Source organism: Streptomyces sp. NPDC005281 (assembly GCF_040607495.1).
GTDB lineage: Bacteria > Actinomycetota > Actinomycetes > Streptomycetales > Streptomycetaceae > Streptomyces.
Genome location: NZ_JBEXGX010000014.1, coordinates 50,600 through 69,560, shown reverse-complemented (window position 1 = coordinate 69,560; position 18,961 = coordinate 50,600). Strand labels below are relative to the sequence as shown.

Below are 18,961 nucleotides of genomic sequence, written 5' to 3'. Positions count from 1 at the left end.
CCGGGGTCTGTTCTCTTCGGTCACTGCTCGAAGTGGCGTTCCTCCAACTCCTCGAACTCGGGCGGGATCTCCCCCGTCTCGTGGAAGTTCCGCCACGCGTCGACGCCGGGCAGCGTGCCGTCCCTGAGCTCCGCGAGGAAGCCCCGGACCCACTCCGCCTGCGCCTCGATCATGTGCAGCTGGTACTCGGTCTCCACCAGGAAGAGCCGTGGCAGCGTCTCGTACAGCTTGGCCAGGCCGCCGCGGGCGCTCGCGGCCTGTACCTCGAGGGATCCGAGCCGCTCCGCGAGCAGCCGCGCGACGTCGTCGGGGGGCAGTACCCCCATGAGCGAGAGCGCGGTCTCGAAGATCGGGTACTCACGCGCGGGGACGGCCATCAGGTCGGAGAGCCATTCGGTCATCTCCTCGCGCCCGGCCTCGGTGATGCCGTAGATCGTGCGCTCCGGACGGTTGCCCTGCCGCTCCACGTCGGTGACCTCGACGAAGCCGTGCTTCTCCAGGTTCTGCACGACCGTGTACAGGGACCCGTAGTTGATCTTCGTGCTGCTGTCCTTGCCCTGACGGCGCAACGTCTGGGCGATCTCGTACGGATGCATCGGCTTCTGCCAGAGCGTCGTCATGACGGCGAGCGCCAGCGGGTTGCTCAGCTTGCGCCGCTTCATCGCCGTCACCCCTCTCGACTCGTCACCGAATATCCGTAGCCGAACATATCGCGTATCGGAAGAAGGCGTCAATACACGCGATGTATCGCGTACGCGGAGGACATCGAGCCGGGGTGAGGACTTAGGCCCGCCGCCGACACCGCCGCGTCACGCGGGTGAAACAGGGTCTCCCTAATTTCTGTCACCCGACAGGAATCCAACTCACCCTTCGCGCCGAAGGCAGGTGCCGCCATGACCACCACCGCCCCCTCCGACGTACGCCCCGATCCGCCCGGCTCCCCGGACGACGGCTCCCTGACCGAGTTCGGCTACCGCCAGGAACTGCACCGCAGCCTCGGCAGGTACGCCTCGTTCGCCGCCGGGTTCTCCTTCATCTCCGTCCTCACCACGGTGTTCCAGTTCTTCGCGTTCGGGTACGCGTTCGGCGGCCCGGTCTTCTTCTGGACCTGGCCGGCCGTGTTCGCCGGCCAGCTCGCGGTCGCCGCGTGCTTCGCGGAACTCGCCGCGCGCTATCCGATCTCCGGCGCGATCTACCAGTGGTCCTCGCGCCTGTCGAACCCCTCCTTCGGCTGGTTCGCCGGCTGGATCATGGTGATCGGACAGATCGTGGTGGTCGCGGCGGCCGCGCTGGCCCTTCAGATGGTCCTGCCCGCGATCTGGCCGGGATTCCAGCTGATCGGCCACGACCCGGCCCCGACCAGCGCCGACGGGGCGGCCAACGCGGCCCTGCTGGGCGTCCTCCTGCTCGTGCTCACCACGGTGGTGAACCTCCTCGACAACCGCGTGATGTCCGCGGTCAACCGGATCGGCGTCACCGCCGAGATCATCGGCGCCGTCCTGATCATCGTGCTGCTGTTCACCCACTCCGAACGCTCCCCCGGCATCACCTTCCACACCGGCGGGGGCGGCACCGGCCTGTTCGGGGCGCTGATGGTGGGTTCGTTCATGGCCGCGTACGTGATGATCGGCTTCGACAGCGCCGGGGAGATGAGCGAGGAGACCCACCACCCGAGGCGCACCGCGCCCCGTACGATCCTCACCGCGCTGGGTGCGGCCGGCCTGCTCGGCGGGCTGATCGTGCTCGGCGGACTGCTCGCCGCGCCGAGCCTGACCGACGGCCGCCTCGGAGTCGACGGCCTCAGCTACGTCCTGACGAGCAGCCTCGGCGACGGGGTCGGCCGGGCGCTGCTCGCCGATGTGGTGGTGGCCATCGCGGTGGCCACCCTGGCGATCCAGACCGCCGCCTCCCGCATGCTCTTCTCGATGGCCCGCGACCGGCGCCTCCCCTTCTCCGGGCGGCTCGCGAAGGTCGACCCGCGCACCGGCATGCCGGGCGCACCCGCGCTGGTCGTCGGTGTCCTCGCGGCGGCCCTGCTGCTCCTGAACTTCGCCTCCCCGGACGCGTTCCTGGCGATCGGGACCACCTGCATCGTGATGCTGTACCTCGCCTACGCGATGGTCACCGGACCGCTGCTGGTGCGCCGGCTGCGCGGACAGTTCGGCGTGGGGGGCACCGACGAGACGGGGGCCCCGCTCTTCTCCCTGGGCCGCTGGGGCGTCCCCGTCAACGCGCTGGCCCTCGCCTACGGCCTCTTCATGACGGTCAACCTGGCCTGGCCGCGGGCAGCGGTCTACGACCCGGCGGGCGGGCACTGGTACTTCCGCTGGTTCACCCTGCTGTTCCTCGCCGTGACGCTGGTGGCGGGCGCGGGGTACCGGGCCTTCACGGCGCGGGCGACGAAGGCGCGGGCACCCGAGGCGGCGAAGGCCTCGTACGCTTGACCTGATGAGACGCAAGCCGCGGATCCCGCCAGCTCCCCTCCCGCAGCGCCACGGGGTCGATCCCGTGCGGATCAGGCTGCCGCGCGAGGGGAGCTGGGCCACCGCGCGGGCGTATCTGGTGGACCGGCTCGCCGCGGGCGACGGAGTCATCGACACGATGATCGGCGAGGGGCTGATCGTCCGCGAGGACGGACGGCCCCTGACCGCCGAAGCCGCCTACGCGCCGGGGATGTTCCTCTGGTTCCACCGCGAACTGCCCGACGAGGAGCCGGTGCCGTTCCCGCTCGACGTGGTGTACCGCGACGATCACATCGTCGTCGCCGACAAGCCGCACTTCCTGGCCACCACACCGCGCGGCAGCCATGTCGCCGAGACGGCCCTCGCCCGGCTGCGCCGTGACCTCGGCCTGCCGGAACTGGGCGCGGCACACCGCCTCGACCGGCTGACCGCCGGTCTCGTGCTGTTCACCGTACGGCCCGGGGAACGCGGCGCGTACCAGTCACTGTTCCGCGACCGGCTGATCGGCAAGGAGTACGAGGCCGTGGCCCCGTACGACTCCGGTCTCCGTCTGCCGCGCACGGTCGGCAGCCGCATCCTCAAGGAGCGCGGGGTGATGGCCGCGAGGGAGGTGGCGGGTGAGCCGAACGCGGTCACCGGAATCGACCTGGCCGAGCGGCGGGACGGGCTGGGGCTCTACCGGCTGACTCCCCGCACCGGGCAGACCCATCAACTGCGGGTGCACATGAGCGCGCTGGGCGTGCCCATCCTCGGCGACCCGCTGTACCCGGTGGTGACCGGGCCGGTGCCGGCCGGCGACTTCCGGCGCCCGCTGCAACTGCTGGCGCGGACACTGGAGTTCACCGATCCGGTCACCGGCCGGGCGCACCGGTTCGTCAGCGGACGGACGCTGGAGGCGTGGACCTCGTACGACAGCTGGTCGGCCCGGGACGGGGGTCCGGCAGACCGCGCCGCCGATGCGGCCGGAGCGGATCAGTAGCCGCGCCACCAGCGCAGGAGGCGCTGCCAGGCGCCGGGCCGGCTGCCCGGCTCGGGGGCGGCGGGGACGGGCGCGGGAGGCGTCGGCTGCGGCGCGGACACGGGCGGTGCCGTACTTTCGGTGGTCACCTGCCAGTTGGACCGCTGGGCGGGCAGGGCGCGTACGGACGGCCGCCGGCTGACGTCCTGGGTCGGCTTGGGCTCGAACCGCACGGGCAGATCGACGAGGTGGCGCGAGGACATGGTGCTGCGCCAGCGCAGGTCGCCCTCGTCGCAGTCGAGTTCGACGTCCGGCAGCCGCAACAGGAGCGCGTCGACGCCGACATCGGCGATGGCACGGCCGATGTCCTGCCCCGGGCACTCGTGCGGGCCGCCGCCGAAGGCGAGGTGGGAGCGGTTGCCCTGCATGCTCGCGGCCAGGTCGGGACGGATCCGGGGGTCGACGTTGCCGGGCGCGATCCCGAACAGCAGTCCGTCGCCCTTACGGATGCGCTGACCGCCCAGCTCCGTCTCCTGTTTGGCGAAGTAGCCGAGGACGGCGCTGAACGGCGGCTCGTTCCACAGGGACTGCTCGACCGCCTCGGGCACGGTCATCTGCCCGCCGTTGAGCTGGGCGCGGAAGCGCGGGTCGGTGAGCAGCATGCGCAGCACGTTGGCGATGAGGTTGGCGGTGGCTTCGTAGGCGGCGAGCAGGACGAGCCGCAGGTGCTGGGCCACCTCGTCGTCGGTGAGCCGGGCCGGGTGGTTGATGAGATGGCTGGTGAAGTCGTCCTCGGGCTGGGCCCGGCGCCGCAGGGTGTGCTGGGTCAGCACGTTCATGACGTACTCGTTGCTGGCGATGGCGGTGTCGGTGCCCTTGAGCAGGTCGCGGGTGGCGTGCACCATGCGGTCGTTGTAGTCCTCGGGCGTGCCGATGATCTCGCAGAGCACGGACATCGGCAGATGCTCGGCGAACTGTCCGACCAGGTCGGCCTTGCCGAGCGGGCAGAACGCGTTGACCAGGCGCTGTGTCGCGCGGTTGATGTAGCGCCGCAGACTGCGGAAGTCGATGGTCGACATGGCGCCGGTGACGGCGCCGCGCAGCCTGAGGTGCTCGTCGCCCTCGGCGTGGGAGCAGATGGGCTGCCAGGCGATGTGGGGGGCCAGCGGGTGATCGGCTCCGGCGGTGCCGTCCTGGACGGCGGTCCACAGCCGGCTGTCGCGCGCGTAGTGCGAGGGAGTGCTGACCATGTGCAGGTTCTCGGTGTGACCGAGGACCACCCAGATCGGCACATCATTGTGCAGCAGCACGGGTGCCACGGCGCCGTGTTCGGCACGCAGCTTCTCGTACAGCGCGCCCAGGTCCTCCGCCTCGGGCCCGTAGAGGCGACGCAGTCCGCCGGGGCCCACGCCGGGGCCGAGCGCGTGTGCGGGGCAGCCGGGCGGGGGGCCGAACGCGGGTTCTTCCGTACCGGTGGGGGAATGGGATTCGGTCGTCACAATGATCGCTCCGAAGCTCAATTACGTTCTATGGATTGGCAGTTGGCGTACGGATGCCGTTTTCACCGTACGGTGTTCAGGTGTGTGCCGACGTCATCGCGAGGGAATGCAGGAAGCGCATCAGGATCATCAGGGTGTCTCGGCTCGACGCCCTGCGGCGGGCGTCGCACTTGACGATCGGGATCTCCTCGGCGAGATCGAGCGCGGCCCGCAGGTCCTCGACCGGGTACCGGGGCGCGTCGGGGAAGTCGTTTATCGCGACGACGAACGGGACACCACGCTCCTCCAGGCGTCCGATCACGTCGAAGCTGACTTCCAGGCGGCGGGTGTCGATCAGGACGACCGCGCCGAGCGCTCCCTCGAACAGGCCGTTCCACAGGAACCAGAAACGCTCCTGGCCCGGTGTGCCGAACAGGTAGAGCACCAGCTGGTCCGTGATGGAGATCCGGCCGAAGTCCATGGCCACGGTGGTGGCGGTCTTGGTCTCCGACCCGTAGTTGTCGTCGACCCCGATGCCGGCCTGGGTCATGGTCTCCTCGGTCGTCAGCGGCTTGATCTCGCTGACGGAGCCCACCATGGTCGTCTTGCCGACTCCGAAGCCGCCCACGATCACGATCTTCACGGCCGCCTGCGCGGTGTGCGGGAGGTGGTCCTCGGCGCGAGGGCCCGGGATGGTGTCAGAGCCTTTGAAGTCCATGCATCACCGCTTCGAGGAGGGAACGGTCGGGGAGCGCCTGACGGACGATCGGGGCGCGTGCCTGGACCAGTTCGGCCGCCAGCAGCTCGGTGAGCAGGACGGTCACCACGCTGAACGGCAGATTGAGATAGGCCGAGATCTCGGCCACGGACAGGGGGGTCCTGCACAGCCGCAGCAGCGCGGACTGCTCCGGCTGGGTGGCGGGCGGCGGGGTGGCGGCGCGGGTCACGACGAGCGTGACCAGGTCGACCTCGGCCCGGTCGCCGCCCTCACCGCCGCCCGTGAGCACATACAGGCGCTCCGGGTTCTTCGGTTTGCCCTGGCCGTCCTCCCCCTCGGGACCTTCGGGGCCCGGGAGGGGGGACGGCGGCGCGGGAGGTTCCGGGGGCCGCTCCCTGGGTTGGCGCCGTCGGCGTTGCGGAGGAGTCATACGGTCTGCCCGTTGCGGCGGGGCGGACTCGTGAGATGGGCGCCGATCCGTACGACGAGGTCGCGCATGCGGTTGCTCATCAGGCCGGGTTCCGCGGTCTGGTTGGCGAGCACGGCGAGGTAGGCGTTGGGTCCCGCCGACATCAGGTAGAAGTAGCCGCCGTTGATCTCGATGATGACCATCCGCATCCGGCCGTCGCTCTTGGGGATCTCGCCGGCGACGGCTCCCGCCAGGCTCTGGAGGCCCGCGCAGGCCGCGGCGACCCGGTCGGCCGCGTCGGGGTCGCCGCCGTAGCGGGCGATGCGCAGCCCGTCGGCGGAGAGCACCACGATCTGCTGGATGCCCGGCACTCCGTCGGCGAGATCCTTGAGCATCCAGTCGAAGTTGGCTCGCTGCTGGATCACTTGAGGTCCCCCTCGTCGTCGGCCTCGGCAGGGGCCGGCTGGTTGTCCGGGCTGAACACGGTCGGGTCCGGGTCGCCCTTGAGTCCGTTCATGAACGCCTCGACCCACAGCCCTGGTTCGGGCTCCTTCTCCTGCGGCTCGGGGGCGGGTCGCCACGAGGCGGCGGCGCCGGAGGCCTCGGCGGCCTCCTGCTCGGCGCGCGCCTCGGCGTACCGCTGGCTGAGCGGGACCTTCATCCGGCTGCGGCGCTGCGGAAGGCCGCCCGGCGTCCATTCCGTGACGACCGGGACGTCGTCCTCACGGAGGTCGCCGCTCGACGAGGGGATGCGGGGGCCGGTGGTGGGCTTGCGCTTCTTGGGCTTGCGCGCCGGGCCCTCGACGCCGCCGTTGTCGATGCCGGCCACGGAGGTCGCTCCGACGCCGTGCGCGAGACCCGGGGCGAAGTCGGTGGTGAGCATGTCGCGCGGTGCCACGAGGACGGCGCGGACACCGCCGTACGCGGACTGCCGCAGCGAGATCTGCATGCTGTACATCTCCGCGAGTCGTCCGACGACTGCCATGCCGAGCCGGGGCGCCTGGCCCATGGTGTTCGGGTCGACGCCCGCGGCGGCCAGCAGCAGCAGTTCCTCGATCTTGCCGCGGGCCTCGTCGCTGAGGCTGACGCCGCCGTCCTCGATCTCGATGGCGATGCCGGTCTGCACCTCGATCGCGGTGACGTGGACCTTGGTGTGCGGCGGCGAGTACCGGGTGGCGTTGTCCATGAGCTCGGCCAGGGCGTGGATGAGCGGTTCGACCGAGACGCCGTTGACGGCGATGTCGACGATGTTGTGCAGCTCGATGCGCCGGTACTCCAGGATGCGGGACATCGCGCCGCGCAGCACGCTGAACAGCGGTACGGGCTCGGGCCACTGGCGTCCGGGACGGCCGCCGCCGAGGACGGCGATGGAGTCGGCGAGCCTGCCGATCAGCGCGGTGCCGTGGTCGATGCGCAGCAGGTCGTCGAAGACCTCGGGGTTGCGCCCGTGGTCCTCCTCCATCTCGCGGAGTTCGTTGTTCTGCTGGTGGACGATGGCCTGGACGCGCCGGGCGATGTTGACGAAGGAGCGCTGCGCGGCGTCGCGCGTCGACTCCTCGATGTCGATGATCTTGAGGAGCTTCTTCAGCAGGTCCTTCTGGGACTTGGCGATCTCCCGGAATTCCGGGTTGTCGCGGCCCAGGGTGCGAACGACCTCCGAGGGGGAGTCCCCGTCGTGCAGCCGGTCGATCGCGTGCGGCAGGACCTCACGGGTGAAGCGCACGATCTCCTGATCGTGTCCGGCGACGCGCTGTTCAAGGGAGGCGGTGCGGCGCGCGAAGTCGGCCCGCAGTTCACGGGTGACGCGACCGCGTCGGACGGCTTCGCCGCCGATCGCGATGACCAGCAGCGTGGCGAAGCCGCCGCACAGGGCCACAGCGCCCCGGGCCGGCTCCGTCACGGCGGCGACGGCGGCGCCGGTCGCCACCGCCATCAGTACGGCCGGCAGCAACAGCACGCGCGCGTAGGGAAGTTCACTGTCACCGGGAGGCGATTGAACACTCACCATGTATGCCCTCTGAGACAAGTCGGCTGGGGGTGGGGGAGGTTTGTGGGGGAAACGGCACAGATCGGTATGGGTCAAACCAGATCTTCGGAACTTTTGGGAACAAGCGCACGAATACATCTCAACTCGGTGCGCTGCGGGCGAGCTTAGTCCGACCGGATCATCGCCGTGTCATATTCAGCAAGCACCTGAAACCGCCCATAAGACTGGAGTACCCTCAGCCCCATTTACACGCTGAGCCCTCAATCGCACACGGTGCGTGATGGCGTACGGGCATGCGACAGGCGTGCGAAAAGTCCGGCGGAAAGGGCTCAGACGCCGGCGATGCGCAGCGCGGCGTCGGCCGTGGCCTCGGCGAAGGCGGGCACCGGGCGCTGCGGATCGGAGCGGCGCACGAGGATGACGCCCTCGATCAGGCCGAACAGCAGATCCGTCCGCAGATCGAGCTCACTCTTGGCGAGCGCGCCGCCGGCCGCCGTGGCGGCGAGCAACTGACGGTAGGTGTCCTTGAGTTCGGCCCGCACGGCATGGAAGCCGGCGAAGCGTTCGGTGCGCACCTCGGGCAGCAGATACAGGACACCGAGATTGTGCGGTCCCCCGCAGAGCACTTCCACGTCGGTGCGGCACAACTCCCACAGCCGCCCCGCCGCGGGTGCCGTGTCGTCCGCGAGCAGTTCACGGGCGTAGGCCAGGGAGGGCGTGACCGTGGACTCCAGGAGCTCGGCGAGCAGTTCCTCCTTGCCGGTGACGTAGTGGTACATGGACGCCTGGCGCATGCCCGCCCGCTCGGCCACGGCACGGGTGGTGGTGGCTGCGTAGCCCCGCGTCGTGAACAACTCGGCGGCCGCGTCGAGGAGTTCGGCGCGCGGCGTCAGCCCGCTCTCCGGCCGCTGCGCGGCCCGAGGCCTGCCGACCCGCCGTCCGTCACCCGTTCCCATGCGTTCGATCCTCGCACACACGACATGCCGGGACGGCCCGTCGCGGCGCCGCCCGGCGAGCCCCGGAGCGGCCCCGCGCGCACCGCTTCACCGGTGGGGCGACCCGCGTGAGGCACCGGTAACCGCGCGGCAACACACGGGACACCGCCGCGACCCACCCCGCCCCTAATTTCTGTCACGCGACAGAAATGACCCAGGAGCCGGAGGACCCGCGATGGCGACAGCGACCACCCACGGAGCACGCGACCACGCCCGCGCCCAGCAGGGAACGCGTGCCGAGGCCATGCCCGTGGTCCCCGCGGAGGACTGGCCCGCCCCACCGCGCGAGGCGGGCCGTCTCGTCTGGGCCGAGACCGTGGCGGGCGGCAACTACACCCACAAGGCGCTGGCCCGGGGCACCGAACTGCGCCTGACCGACCTCACCGGCGACGCCTGCGCCCACCTCCTGCTGTACGTCGCGGACCGGCCGTGGGAGCGCCTGAACGTCGCCGACACCGTCAAGGTCCAGTGGAACGCCTACCTCGGCGAGGGGCGGCTGCTCCTGTCCGACCAGGGCCGGGTGCTCGCCTCGGTGGTCGCCGACACCTCCGGACGGCACGACGCGCTGTGCGGCACCTCCACACTCGTACGCAACACCGAGCGCTACGGGGACGGAACCCCGCAGTCCGCGTCCCCGGCCGGGCGGGAGCTGTTCAAGCTGGCCGCCGCCAAGAACGGGCTCGGCCCCCGCGATCTGGCGCCCTCGCTCTCCTTCTTCCAGGGCGTGGAGATCCACGACGACGGTTCGCCGGCCTTCACCGGCTCGGCCGGGCCAGGCACCTCCGTCACCCTGCGCGCCGAGCAGGACCTCACCGTCCTGATCGCCAACGTGCCGCACCCGGCCGATCCGCGCCCGCACTACACCAGCACCCCCCTGGAGGTGCTGGCCTGGCGCGCGCGGCCGACCGCGGCGGGCGACCCGCTGTGGGAGGCCACACCCGAGGGCCGCCGTGCCTTCCTCAACACCGCCGAATTCCTTGCCACGAGGGGGCTCGCATGACGCACGTCACCGTCCCGGCCCGGGCCGCCTGGTCCGCCGTCGTCCACGCCGGCCAGACGCTCACCGTCACCGACCTGCACGGCAACCAGGCCGTCGACTTCCTGGTGTACGACGCCGCGGACACCGCCGTCCGCTACAGCGCTCCCGACACGATCCAGGCCCAGGGGAACATCTTCCTGACCACGGGCAGCGTGCTGATGTCGAACGAGCACACCCCGCTGATGACCGTCGTCGTGGACGAGGTCGGCCGCCACGACACGGTCGGCGGCGCCTGCTCCAAGGAGTCGAACACCCTGCGCTACGGCCACCACACCTGGTCCCAGCACGCCTGCGTGGACAACTTCCTCGCCGAGGGCGCCCGTTACGGCCTCGGCAAGCGCGACCTCGTCTCGAACATCAACTGGTACATGAACGTGCCCGTCGAGAAGGACGGCACCCTCGGCATCGTCGACGGCATCTCCGCGCCGGGGCTCACGCTGACCCTGCGCGCCGAACGCGATGTGATCGTGCTGGTCTCCAACTGCCCCCAGATCAACAACCCGTGCAACGGCTTCGAACCGACGGCCGTCACCATGACGATCGGGGCCTCCGCATGACCTTCGGCACCGTGCTGATAGCCAACCGCGGCGAGATCGCCGTCCGGATCATCCGGACCGCCCGCGAACTGGGCCTGCGCACCGTCGCCGTCCACTCCGACGCCGACCGCGCGGCGCCCCACGTCCGGCTCGCCGACCAGGCCGTACGCCTGGGCCCGGCCCCCGCCAAGGAGTCCTACCTCGACGCCGACCTGGTCCTGAAGGCCGCCAAGGACACCGGGGCCGGGGCCATCCACCCCGGGTACGGCTTCCTGTCCGAGGACGCGGCGTTCGCGCGGCGCTGCGAGGATGCCGGGATCGTGTTCGTCGGACCGACACCGGAGCAGCTGGAGCTGTTCGGCGCCAAGCACACCGCGAGGGCGGCGGCGGAGGCCGCCGGGGTGCCGCTGGCGCCGGGCACCGGACTGCTCTCCGGGCTCCCCGAGGCCCTGGAGGCTGCCGACCGCATCGGCTATCCCGTCATGCTCAAGGCCACCGGCGGTGGCGGCGGCATCGGCATGTCGGCATGTCGATCCGCCGATGAACTGACCGAGGCCTGGGACCGGGTGCAGCGCGTCGCCGCGGCCTCCTTCTCCTCGGCCGGGGTCTTCCTTGAACGCCTGGTCGAACATGCCCGCCACGTCGAGGTGCAGGTCTTCGGCGACGGCAGGGGCCGGGTCGTCACCTTCGGCGACCGGGACTGCTCCCTCCAGCGCCGCAACCAGAAGGTCCTGGAGGAGGCGCCCGCCCCCGGCCTCCCCGCCCACGTCCGCGCCGAACTCACCTCCGCCGCACGCCAGTTGTGCGCCTCCGTCGGCTACCGTTCCGCCGGAACCGTCGAGTTCGTCTACGACGCCGCCCGCGAGGAGGCGTACTTCCTGGAGGTCAACACCCGTCTCCAGGTGGAACACCCGGTCACCGAGGAGATCTACGGCGTCGACCTGGTCGCCTGGATGCTGCGCCTGGCCCGGGGCGAGTCCGAGGTCGTACGGGATCCGGGGGCGCCCCGCGGTCACGCCGTCGAGGCGCGTGTGTACGCCGAGGACCCCTCGCGCGAACACCGGCCCAGCGCGGGTCTGTTGACCAGGGTCGAGTTCCCCGCCGGAGTCCGCGTCGACGGCTGGATCGAGACCGGCACCGAGGTGACCACCTCGTACGACCCGATGCTCGCGAAGGTCGTCGCGTACGGGACCGACCGGGCCGAGGCCCTGGAACGCCTCGACGAGGCGCTGGCCGCGACCCGGGTCGACGGGATCGAGACCAACCTCGGCCTGGTGCGGGCGGCGCTTGCCGAACCGTCCTTCCGGCGGGCCGCGCACTCCACCGCCACCCTGGCCGGCCTGAGCGATCCCACCCCGCGCGTCGAGGTCGTGTCCGGGGGCACACTCACCACCGTGCAGGACTGGCCCGGACGCAGAGGCTACTGGCAGGTCGGCGTACCGCCCTGCGGCCCGATGGACGACCTCTCCTTCCGGCTCGGCAACCGAGCGCTCGGCAACCCCGAGGGCGCGCCGGGACTCGAATGCACGCTCCAGGGACCGGCGTTGAGGTTCTCCCACGCCACGACGGTGTGCGTCACCGGCGCCCCCGCGCCGGTCACCGTGGACGGGTCGACTGTCGCCCAGTGGGAACCGTTGACCCTGCCGGCCGGGGCCGTGCTGGAGGTCGGCGCGCCCGCCGCACACGGCCTGCGCACCTACGTGCTGTTCGCGGGCGGCGGCCTGGACGTGCCCGCCTTCCTCGGCAGCGCCGCCACCTTCACGCTCGGCCGGTTCGGCGGCCACGGGGGCCGCGCCCTGCGCACCGGCGACGTACTGCACGGCGGCGCGGTCACCGCGCTCGAAGCCCCCGTGCCGCCCGCCGAACGCCCCGGCTTCACGGCCGAGTGGCGGATCTGCGCCCTCGAAGGACCGCACGCCGCGCCGGAGTTCTTCACCGAGGACGACATCCACGACTTCTACGCCGCCGACTGGAAGGTCCACTTCAACTCGGCCCGCACCGGAGTGCGGCTCGTCGGACCGAAGCCCCGCTGGGCCCGCACCGACGGCGGCGAGGCCGGCCTGCACCCCTCCAACATCCACGACACCCCCTACTCGGTCGGCGCCGTCGACTACACCGGCGACATGCCGGTGCTCCTCGGCCCCGACGGCCCCTCACTCGGCGGCTTCGTCTGCCCGGCGACCGTCGTCAGCACGGAGCGCTGGAAGCTCGGCCAGCTCCGCCCCGGCGACAGCGTGCGCTTCGCCCCGATCACCGACGACGGTTCGGCGCGGCCCCCGATCGCCGACGGCGGGATCCTCGCCCGGGACGGCGATGTGACGTACCGCCGCAGCGGCGACGACAACCTGCTCGTCGAGTTCGGTCCCATGCAGCTGGACCTCGCCCTGCGGATGCGGGTCCACGCGCTCATGGAGGCGGTGGCCTCGGCGGACCTCGAAGGCGTCACCGACCTGACTCCGGGCATCCGCTCGCTCCAGATCCAGGCGGACCCGTCCCGGCTCCCCCAGCGCGAACTCCTGGACACCGTACGGCGCACGGTCCGCGCCCTGCCGCCCAGCGACCAGCTCGTCGTCCCCTCCCGTACCGTCCATCTCCCGCTGTCATGGGACGACCCGGCCACCCGCGAGGCCATCGCCCGCTACATGGCCGGAGTCCGCGACGACGCCCCCTGGTGCCCGTGGAACATCGAGTTCATCCGCCGGGTCAACGGCCTGGACTCGGTGGACGACGTCTACCGCACGGTCTTCGACGCCGAGTACCTCGTCCTCGGCCTCGGTGACGTCTATCTGGGCGCGCCGGTCGCCACCCCGCTCGACCCGCGCCACCGGCTGGTCACCACCAAGTACAACCCGGCCCGCACCTGGACCGCCGAGAACTCCGTCGGCATCGGCGGCGCCTACCTCTGCGTCTACGGCATGGAGGGCCCCGGCGGCTACCAGTTCGTCGGCCGTACGACCCAGGTGTGGTCGGCCTGGCAGCAGCGCGGCGCGTTCGAGCCGGGCTCGCCCTGGCTGCTGCGCTTCTTCGACCGGATCAAGTGGTACCCGGTGGAGGCGGACGAACTCCTCGAGCTGCGGGCCGACATCATCTCCGGCCGCTTCGTGCCGCGCGTCGAGGAGGGCACCTTCTCGCTCGCCGCCTACGAGACCTTCCTCGCCGAGAACACCGAGTCCATCGCGCAGTTCCGGTCCCGGCAGGGCCGCGCGTTCTCCGCCGAGCGGGACGCCTGGGAGGCGGCGGGCGAGTTCGCCCGCGCGGAGGCGGCGGCCGTCCCCCCGGCCCCGGCCGTCGAGGTGCGGGTCCCCGAGGGCGGCAGGGCCGTCGAGGCGGAGTTCGCCGCCTCGGTGTGGCAGCTGAACGTGGCACCGGGCGAACGGGTCACGGCGGGGCAGCCGCTGCTCGCCCTGGAGGCCATGAAGATGGAATCCCGTGTCCCCGCCCCGATCGACGGCGTGGTCCAGCAGATCCTCACCCGCCCGGGCGCCCAGGTGGAAGCGGGCACGACCCTGCTGGTCCTGGCCCCCCTGGAACCGTCGGCGGGCTGAATCCGCGTCCGCCCCCGCCCCGCCCGCACCCCTCCCGGCCACCACCCGGGCCGGGCCACGGCCGGCGCACCCTCCCAGCACAAGGAGTCCCGATGTCCGCCGTCACCCGAGTCCGCATGGCTTACGCCCGTATCGAGGCCGTGGACCGCCCCGAGATCTGGATCGGCCTGCGCCCCCGGGCGGAGGCCGAGCGGGAGGCCCGCGCCGTGGACGAGCGGGTCGCCGCCGGCGAGCGCCTTCCGCTCGCCGGCCGGCTCCTCGCCGTGAAGGGCAACATCGACGTGGACGGCCTGCCCACCACCGCCGGCTGCCCGGCCTACGCGTACACCCCCGAGGCCGACGCCCCGGCGGTCGCCCGCCTCCGCGCGGCCGGCGCCGTCGTCCTCGGCACCACCAACCTCGACCAGTTCGCCACCGGCCTGGTCGGCACCCGCTCGCCCCACGGCGCCGTCCGGTGCGCCCTGGACCCGGAAAGGATCAGCGGCGGCTCCAGCTCGGGATCGGCCGTGGCCGTCGCCCTCGGCATCGTCGACCTGGCCCTCGGCACGGACACCGCCGGCTCCGGCCGCGTGCCCGCCGCGTTCAACGGCATCGTCGGCCTGAAGCCGACCCGCGGCCTGGTGCCGACCACCGGCATCGTCCCGGCCTGTGCCTCCCTGGACTGCGTGACCGTGTTCGCCCGCACCCTCCCGGAGGCCGAACAGACCCTCGCCCACCTGGCGGCCCCCTCAGCACGCGTACTGCCGCCCCTGCCGCAGCGGACGCCCGGCCCCTGGCGCGTCGCCGTCCCGCCGACCGCACAGCTCGGCGAACTCGACGAGGGCTGGGCGCGGGCGTACGAAGCGGCGGTGGACCGGCTCGTCGCGGCGGGGGCCGACGTACGCACCCTCGACCTCACCCCGTTCACCGAGGCCGCCGCGATGCTCTACGAGGGCGCCTTCGTCGCCGAGCGCTACACGGCGGTCGGTGAGTTCGTCGACAAGCTGATCTCGGAGGGAGGTGCCGGGCTCGACCCGACCGTCGCCGGGATCATCACCCGCGCCCGGGACATCCCGGCCCACCGGCTGTACGCGGACCAGGAGCGGCTGGCCTCGCTGCGCACCCGGGCGCTCGCCGAACTGGCCGACGCCGACGCGCTGCTGCTGCCCACCACCCCCGGCCATCCCACGCTCGCCGAGGTCGCCGCCGACCCGCTGGGCGCCAACGCCCGCCTCGGCCGCTTCACCAACTCCACGAACCTCTTCGATCTGGCGGCGGTCGCCGTCCCGGCCGGGCGGACACCCGCGGGACTCCCCTTCGGCGTGATGCTGATCGGCCCGGCGTTCACCGACGAACGGCTCGCACGGATCGCCCGCTCGCTGGAACCGGAGACCCGCCTCGCCGTGGTCGGGGCGCATCTGTCCGGCCGGCCGCTCAACCCGCAGTTGCTCGCCCTGGGCGCCCGGCTGGAACGCGCGACCACCACCGCCGCCGTCTACCGCCTGCACGCCCTGGCCACCAGCCCGCCCAAGCCGGGTCTCGTCCATGTCGGCGCGGGCGGCGCCGCCGTCGAGGCCGAGGTGTGGAGTCTGCCCGCGGACGGCCTCGGACGCCTGCTGGCCGCGCTCCCCCGCCCGATGACGCTGGGCAGCGTCGAACTGGCCGACGGCTCCCACGTCCCCGGCTTCCTGTGCGAGCCCGGCGCACTGACCGGAGCACCCGACATCACGTCCTACGGCGGCTGGCGCGCATACGTCGACCGCGACGAAGCCCATTGACCCACCGGGCGACCCGCGGCAGGAGCGGACGGACACGAAGGCGCCCGTCCCACTCGGGCCGGGCGGAGGTTGAGCCGCCCGGCCGAGCCCCTGGCACCGACGTGGCCCGCGAGTGCCGCCTCCCGGTGGGAGGCGGCACCTGCTGGGGCTCGGCCCGGCTCCGCGACGGCCGGGCCGTGTCCGTCAGCCCACCGACGAGTAGGCCACCACTCCGCGCAGCAGGCCGTCGACCGCCTTGCGGGCGTTCTTCGAGACCGTCGACCTCTCGCCGCCCGTGACGGGCGCGGCGGCCGCGATCTGGCCGAGGACGTCGATGACCTGCTTGCACCAGCGCACGAAGTCGCCGGCGGGCATCTCGGCCTCGCGCAGCACCTCGTCCAGGCCCTTGCCCGAGGCCCACTCGTGGGCGGCCCAGGCGAAGCCGAGGTCCGGCTCGCGCTGGCCCACGCCCTCGGTCTGGCTGATCCGGAAGTCCTCCTCCAGCGCGTCCAGACGCCCCCAGATCCGCACCATCTCGCCGAGCGCGGCCTTGGCCTTGCCCGACGGCACCTTCGGCGCCGTCGCGTCGTCCGCGACCCGCGACTCGTACACCAACGCCGAGACGCAGGCTGCCAGTTCGGCCGGGGAGAGCCCGTCCCAGACACCGGCGCGCAGACATTCACTGGCCAGCAGGTCGAGTTCGCCGTACAGCCGGGCGAGCCGCTTGCCGTGCTCGGTGACCTCGTCGGCGCGCAGATAGTCCAGTTCGGTGAGAAGGGCGACGATCTGGTCGAAGGTACGGGCGATGGTGTTCGTCCGGCCCTCGATACGGTGCTCCAGCTGCGCGGTGTCCCGCTGGAGCCGGTGGTAGCGCTCGGCCCAACGGGCATGGTCCTCGCGGTCGTTGCACCCGTGGCAGGGGTGCGCGCGGATCGCCGTGCGCAGCCGGGCGATCTCACGGTCGTCGGCGGCCTCGGCGCGCCTCTTGCGGTGCCGGTCCGGCACGATGTGCCCGGCCTTGGTGCGCAGGGCGGACGCGAGGTCCCGACGGGACTGCGGGGAACGCGGGTTGAACGACTTGGGGATCCGCATCCGGTCGAGCGCCTCGACCGGCACCGGGAAGTCCATCGAGGCCAGCCGCTTCACCTGGCGCTCGGCGGTCAGCACCAGCGGGCGCGGCCCGTCGTGCTGCTCGAAGCCCCGGTGGCCGTTCGACCTGCCGGCGGGCAGCCCGGGTTCGAGGACCAGCGCCAGTCCCGCGTACTTGCCGGTCGGCACATGGATGATGTCACCCGGCTTCAGCTTCTCCAGGGCGACGGCCGCCTCGGCCCGGCGCTCGGACATGCCCTGGCGGGCCAGATCCGTCTCGCGGTCCTTGAGTTCGCGGCGCAGGCCCATGTAGGCGTCGAAGTCCCCGAGGTGGCAGGTCATGGACTCCTTGTAACCCTCCAGACCCTCCTCGTTGCGCTGCACCTGCCGGGAGATCCCGACGACCGACTTGTCGGCCTGGAACTGCGCGAAGGACGTCTCCAGAAGCTCGCGCGAGCGGTGCCGCCCGAACTGCTCGACCAGGTTCACCGCCATGTTGTACGACGGCTTGAAGCTGGAGCGCAGCGGATAGGTGCGCGTGCCCGCGAGTCCCGCGAGGTGCTCGGGGACGAAGCCGCGCTGCCACAGCACGACCGCGTGGCCCTCGACGTCGATGCCGCGGCGGCCGGCCCGGCCGGTGAGCTGGGTGTACTCGCCGGGTGTGATGTCGGCGTGCTGCTCGCCGTTCCACTTGACGAGCTTCTCCAACACCACGGAGCGGGCGGGCATGTTGATGCCGAGCGCGAGGGTCTCCGTCGCGAAGACGGCCTTGACGAGGCCACGGACGAAGAGCTCCTCCACGACCTCCTTGAACGTGGGCAGCATGCCCGCGTGGTGGGCCGCGATACCGCGCTCCAGGCCCTCCAGCCATTCGAAGTAGCCGAGGACGTGCAGGTCCTCGTCCGGGATGGAGGCGGTGCGCTCCTCGACGAGTTCACGCACGCGCGCACGGGCCGCGTCGTCGTTCAGCCGCAGACCGGCGTACAGGCACTGCTGCACCGCGGCCTCGCAGGCCGCGCGGCTGAAGATGAACGTGATGGCGGGCAGCAGCCCTTCGGCGTCGAGCCGCTCGATGACCTCGGGGCGGCCCGGCGTCCAGATGCGCGAGCGCTGTCTGCGCTCCCGCTCCCGGTCGGCGTCGCGCATCGCGCGGCCCCTCTTGCGGTCCTGGTACGACGGACGGCTCGCCTCCATGCGCGCCATGCGCGTGAGGTCGGGGTTGACGGCCCTGCGCTGGCCCTCGCCCTCCTCGAATAGGTCGTACATCCGCCGTCCGGCCAGGACGTGCTGGAACAACGGGACGGGACGGTGCTCGGAGACGATCACCTGGGTGTCGCCGCGCACGGTGTCCAGCCAGTCGCCGAACTCCTCCGCGTTCGACACGGTCGCCGACAGCGACACCAGGGTCACCGACTCGGGGAGGTGGATGATCACTTCCTCCCAGACGGCGCCTCGGAAGCGGTCGGAGAGGTAGTGCACCTCGTCCATCACCACATAGCCGAGTCCGAGGAGGGTCTGCGAGCCCGCGTACAGCATGTTGCGCAGGACCTCGGTGGTCATGACGACCACCGGTGCCTCGGAGTTGACGCTGTTGTCGCCGGTGAGCAGGCCGACCTTGTCCGCGCCGTAGCGGCGGCACAGGTCGGCGTACTTCTGGTTGGAGAGCGCCTTGATCGGCGTGGTGTAGAAGCACTTCTTGCCCTGCTGGAGGGCGAGGTGGACGGCGAACTCGCCGACGATCGTCTTGCCCGAGCCCGTGGGCGCGGCCACCAGCACGCCCTTGCCCGCTTCGAGCGCCTTGCAGGCCTCGATCTGGAAGGGGTCGAGGCCGAAGTCGTACATCTCGCGGAAGGGGGCGAGCGCGGTGGCCTGCTCGGCAGCGCGCCTGCGTGCTGCCGCATACCGCTCGGCCGGTGAGAGGTCCTCTGTCATCGTGCTTTCGAGACTACCGGGAGGCACTGACACAAGGACGATCATTATCCGGATCAGCGGCTGTGAAACCCCGGATC

At 71.7% G+C, this 18,961-nt stretch carries 14 protein-coding genes; 6 read left to right on the top strand and 8 right to left on the bottom strand.

Annotated elements, in window-relative coordinates; translation table 11 throughout:
* Positions 1-20: 20 nt before the first annotated feature.
* Positions 21-662, bottom strand: coding sequence for a PadR family transcriptional regulator (locus tag ABZV42_RS20660; protein WP_356053052.1), 642 nt, complete (start codon positions 660-662; stop codon positions 21-23).
* Positions 663-893: 231 nt separating this feature from the next.
* On the opposite strand from ABZV42_RS20660, the gene ABZV42_RS20655 reads away from it, so the two are divergent.
* On the top strand, positions 894-2,444 hold the full coding sequence (locus ABZV42_RS20655) for an amino acid permease (RefSeq protein ID WP_356053050.1): 1,551 nt from the start codon (positions 894-896) through the stop codon (positions 2,442-2,444).
* A 4-nt stretch (positions 2,445-2,448) separates the two neighbouring features.
* The gene (locus ABZV42_RS20650; protein WP_355984510.1) at positions 2,449-3,441 is read left to right on the top strand and encodes an RluA family pseudouridine synthase; all 993 of its coding nucleotides are present in this window, start codon (positions 2,449-2,451) and stop codon (positions 3,439-3,441) included.
* Here the strand turns inward: ABZV42_RS20650 and ABZV42_RS20645 are convergent.
* The 6 genes from ABZV42_RS20645 to ABZV42_RS20620 all read right to left on the bottom strand — a co-directional run bounded on the left by ABZV42_RS20645 (position 3,435) and on the right by ABZV42_RS20620 (position 8,968).
* Entirely contained in the window at positions 3,435-4,919 is a 1,485-nt protein-coding gene (locus tag ABZV42_RS20645; RefSeq protein ID WP_356053048.1) for a cytochrome P450, read from the bottom strand. The two genes, ABZV42_RS20650 and ABZV42_RS20645, sit on opposite strands and share 7 nt — an antisense overlap.
* 76 nt (positions 4,920-4,995) lie before the next feature.
* On the bottom strand, positions 4,996-5,616 hold the full coding sequence (locus ABZV42_RS20640; protein ID WP_356053046.1) for an ATP/GTP-binding protein: 621 nt from the start codon (positions 5,614-5,616) through the stop codon (positions 4,996-4,998).
* Positions 5,597-6,046, bottom strand: a complete 450-nt coding sequence (locus ABZV42_RS20635; protein WP_355984507.1) for a DUF742 domain-containing protein — start codon at positions 6,044-6,046, stop codon at positions 5,597-5,599. Before ABZV42_RS20635 ends, ABZV42_RS20640 begins: the two co-directional genes overlap by 20 nt.
* Positions 6,043-6,450, bottom strand: a complete 408-nt coding sequence (locus ABZV42_RS20630) for a roadblock/LC7 domain-containing protein (RefSeq protein WP_355984506.1) — start codon at positions 6,448-6,450, stop codon at positions 6,043-6,045. The genes ABZV42_RS20635 and ABZV42_RS20630 overlap by 4 nt, the downstream gene beginning before the upstream one ends.
* On the bottom strand, positions 6,447-8,033 hold the full coding sequence (locus ABZV42_RS20625; RefSeq protein ID WP_355984505.1) for an ATP-binding protein: 1,587 nt from the start codon (positions 8,031-8,033) through the stop codon (positions 6,447-6,449). The genes ABZV42_RS20630 and ABZV42_RS20625 overlap by 4 nt, the downstream gene beginning before the upstream one ends.
* Before the next feature lie 308 nt (positions 8,034-8,341).
* Positions 8,342-8,968 (bottom strand): helix-turn-helix domain-containing protein, encoded by a 627-nt coding sequence (locus ABZV42_RS20620; RefSeq protein WP_355984504.1) that lies wholly within the window; start codon positions 8,966-8,968, stop codon positions 8,342-8,344.
* Between the two features lie 214 nt (positions 8,969-9,182).
* Here ABZV42_RS20620 and ABZV42_RS20615 point away from each other — a divergent pair, with 214 nt between their 5' ends.
* From ABZV42_RS20615 to atzF, 4 genes are all read left to right on the top strand, one after another.
* Entirely contained in the window at positions 9,183-10,007 is an 825-nt protein-coding gene (locus ABZV42_RS20615; protein WP_355984503.1) for an urea amidolyase associated protein UAAP1, read from the top strand.
* Positions 10,004-10,603, top strand: a complete 600-nt coding sequence (locus tag ABZV42_RS20610) for an urea amidolyase associated protein UAAP2 (protein WP_355984502.1) — start codon at positions 10,004-10,006, stop codon at positions 10,601-10,603. Before ABZV42_RS20615 ends, ABZV42_RS20610 begins: the two co-directional genes overlap by 4 nt.
* A complete protein-coding gene (locus tag ABZV42_RS20605; protein ID WP_356053044.1) occupies positions 10,600-14,127 on the top strand; it encodes a 5-oxoprolinase/urea amidolyase family protein in 3,528 nt (1,175 codons plus the stop codon). The genes ABZV42_RS20610 and ABZV42_RS20605 overlap by 4 nt, the downstream gene beginning before the upstream one ends.
* Positions 14,128-14,219: 92 nt before the next feature.
* A complete protein-coding gene (gene atzF / locus ABZV42_RS20600) occupies positions 14,220-15,884 on the top strand; it encodes an allophanate hydrolase (protein WP_355984500.1) in 1,665 nt (554 codons plus the stop codon).
* Positions 15,885-16,067: 183 nt separating this feature from the next.
* On the opposite strand, the gene ABZV42_RS20595 is transcribed toward atzF, so the two are convergent.
* Positions 16,068-18,929, bottom strand: coding sequence for a DEAD/DEAH box helicase (locus ABZV42_RS20595; protein ID WP_356053042.1), 2,862 nt, complete (start codon positions 18,927-18,929; stop codon positions 16,068-16,070).
* Positions 18,930-18,961: the final 32 nt, after the last annotated feature.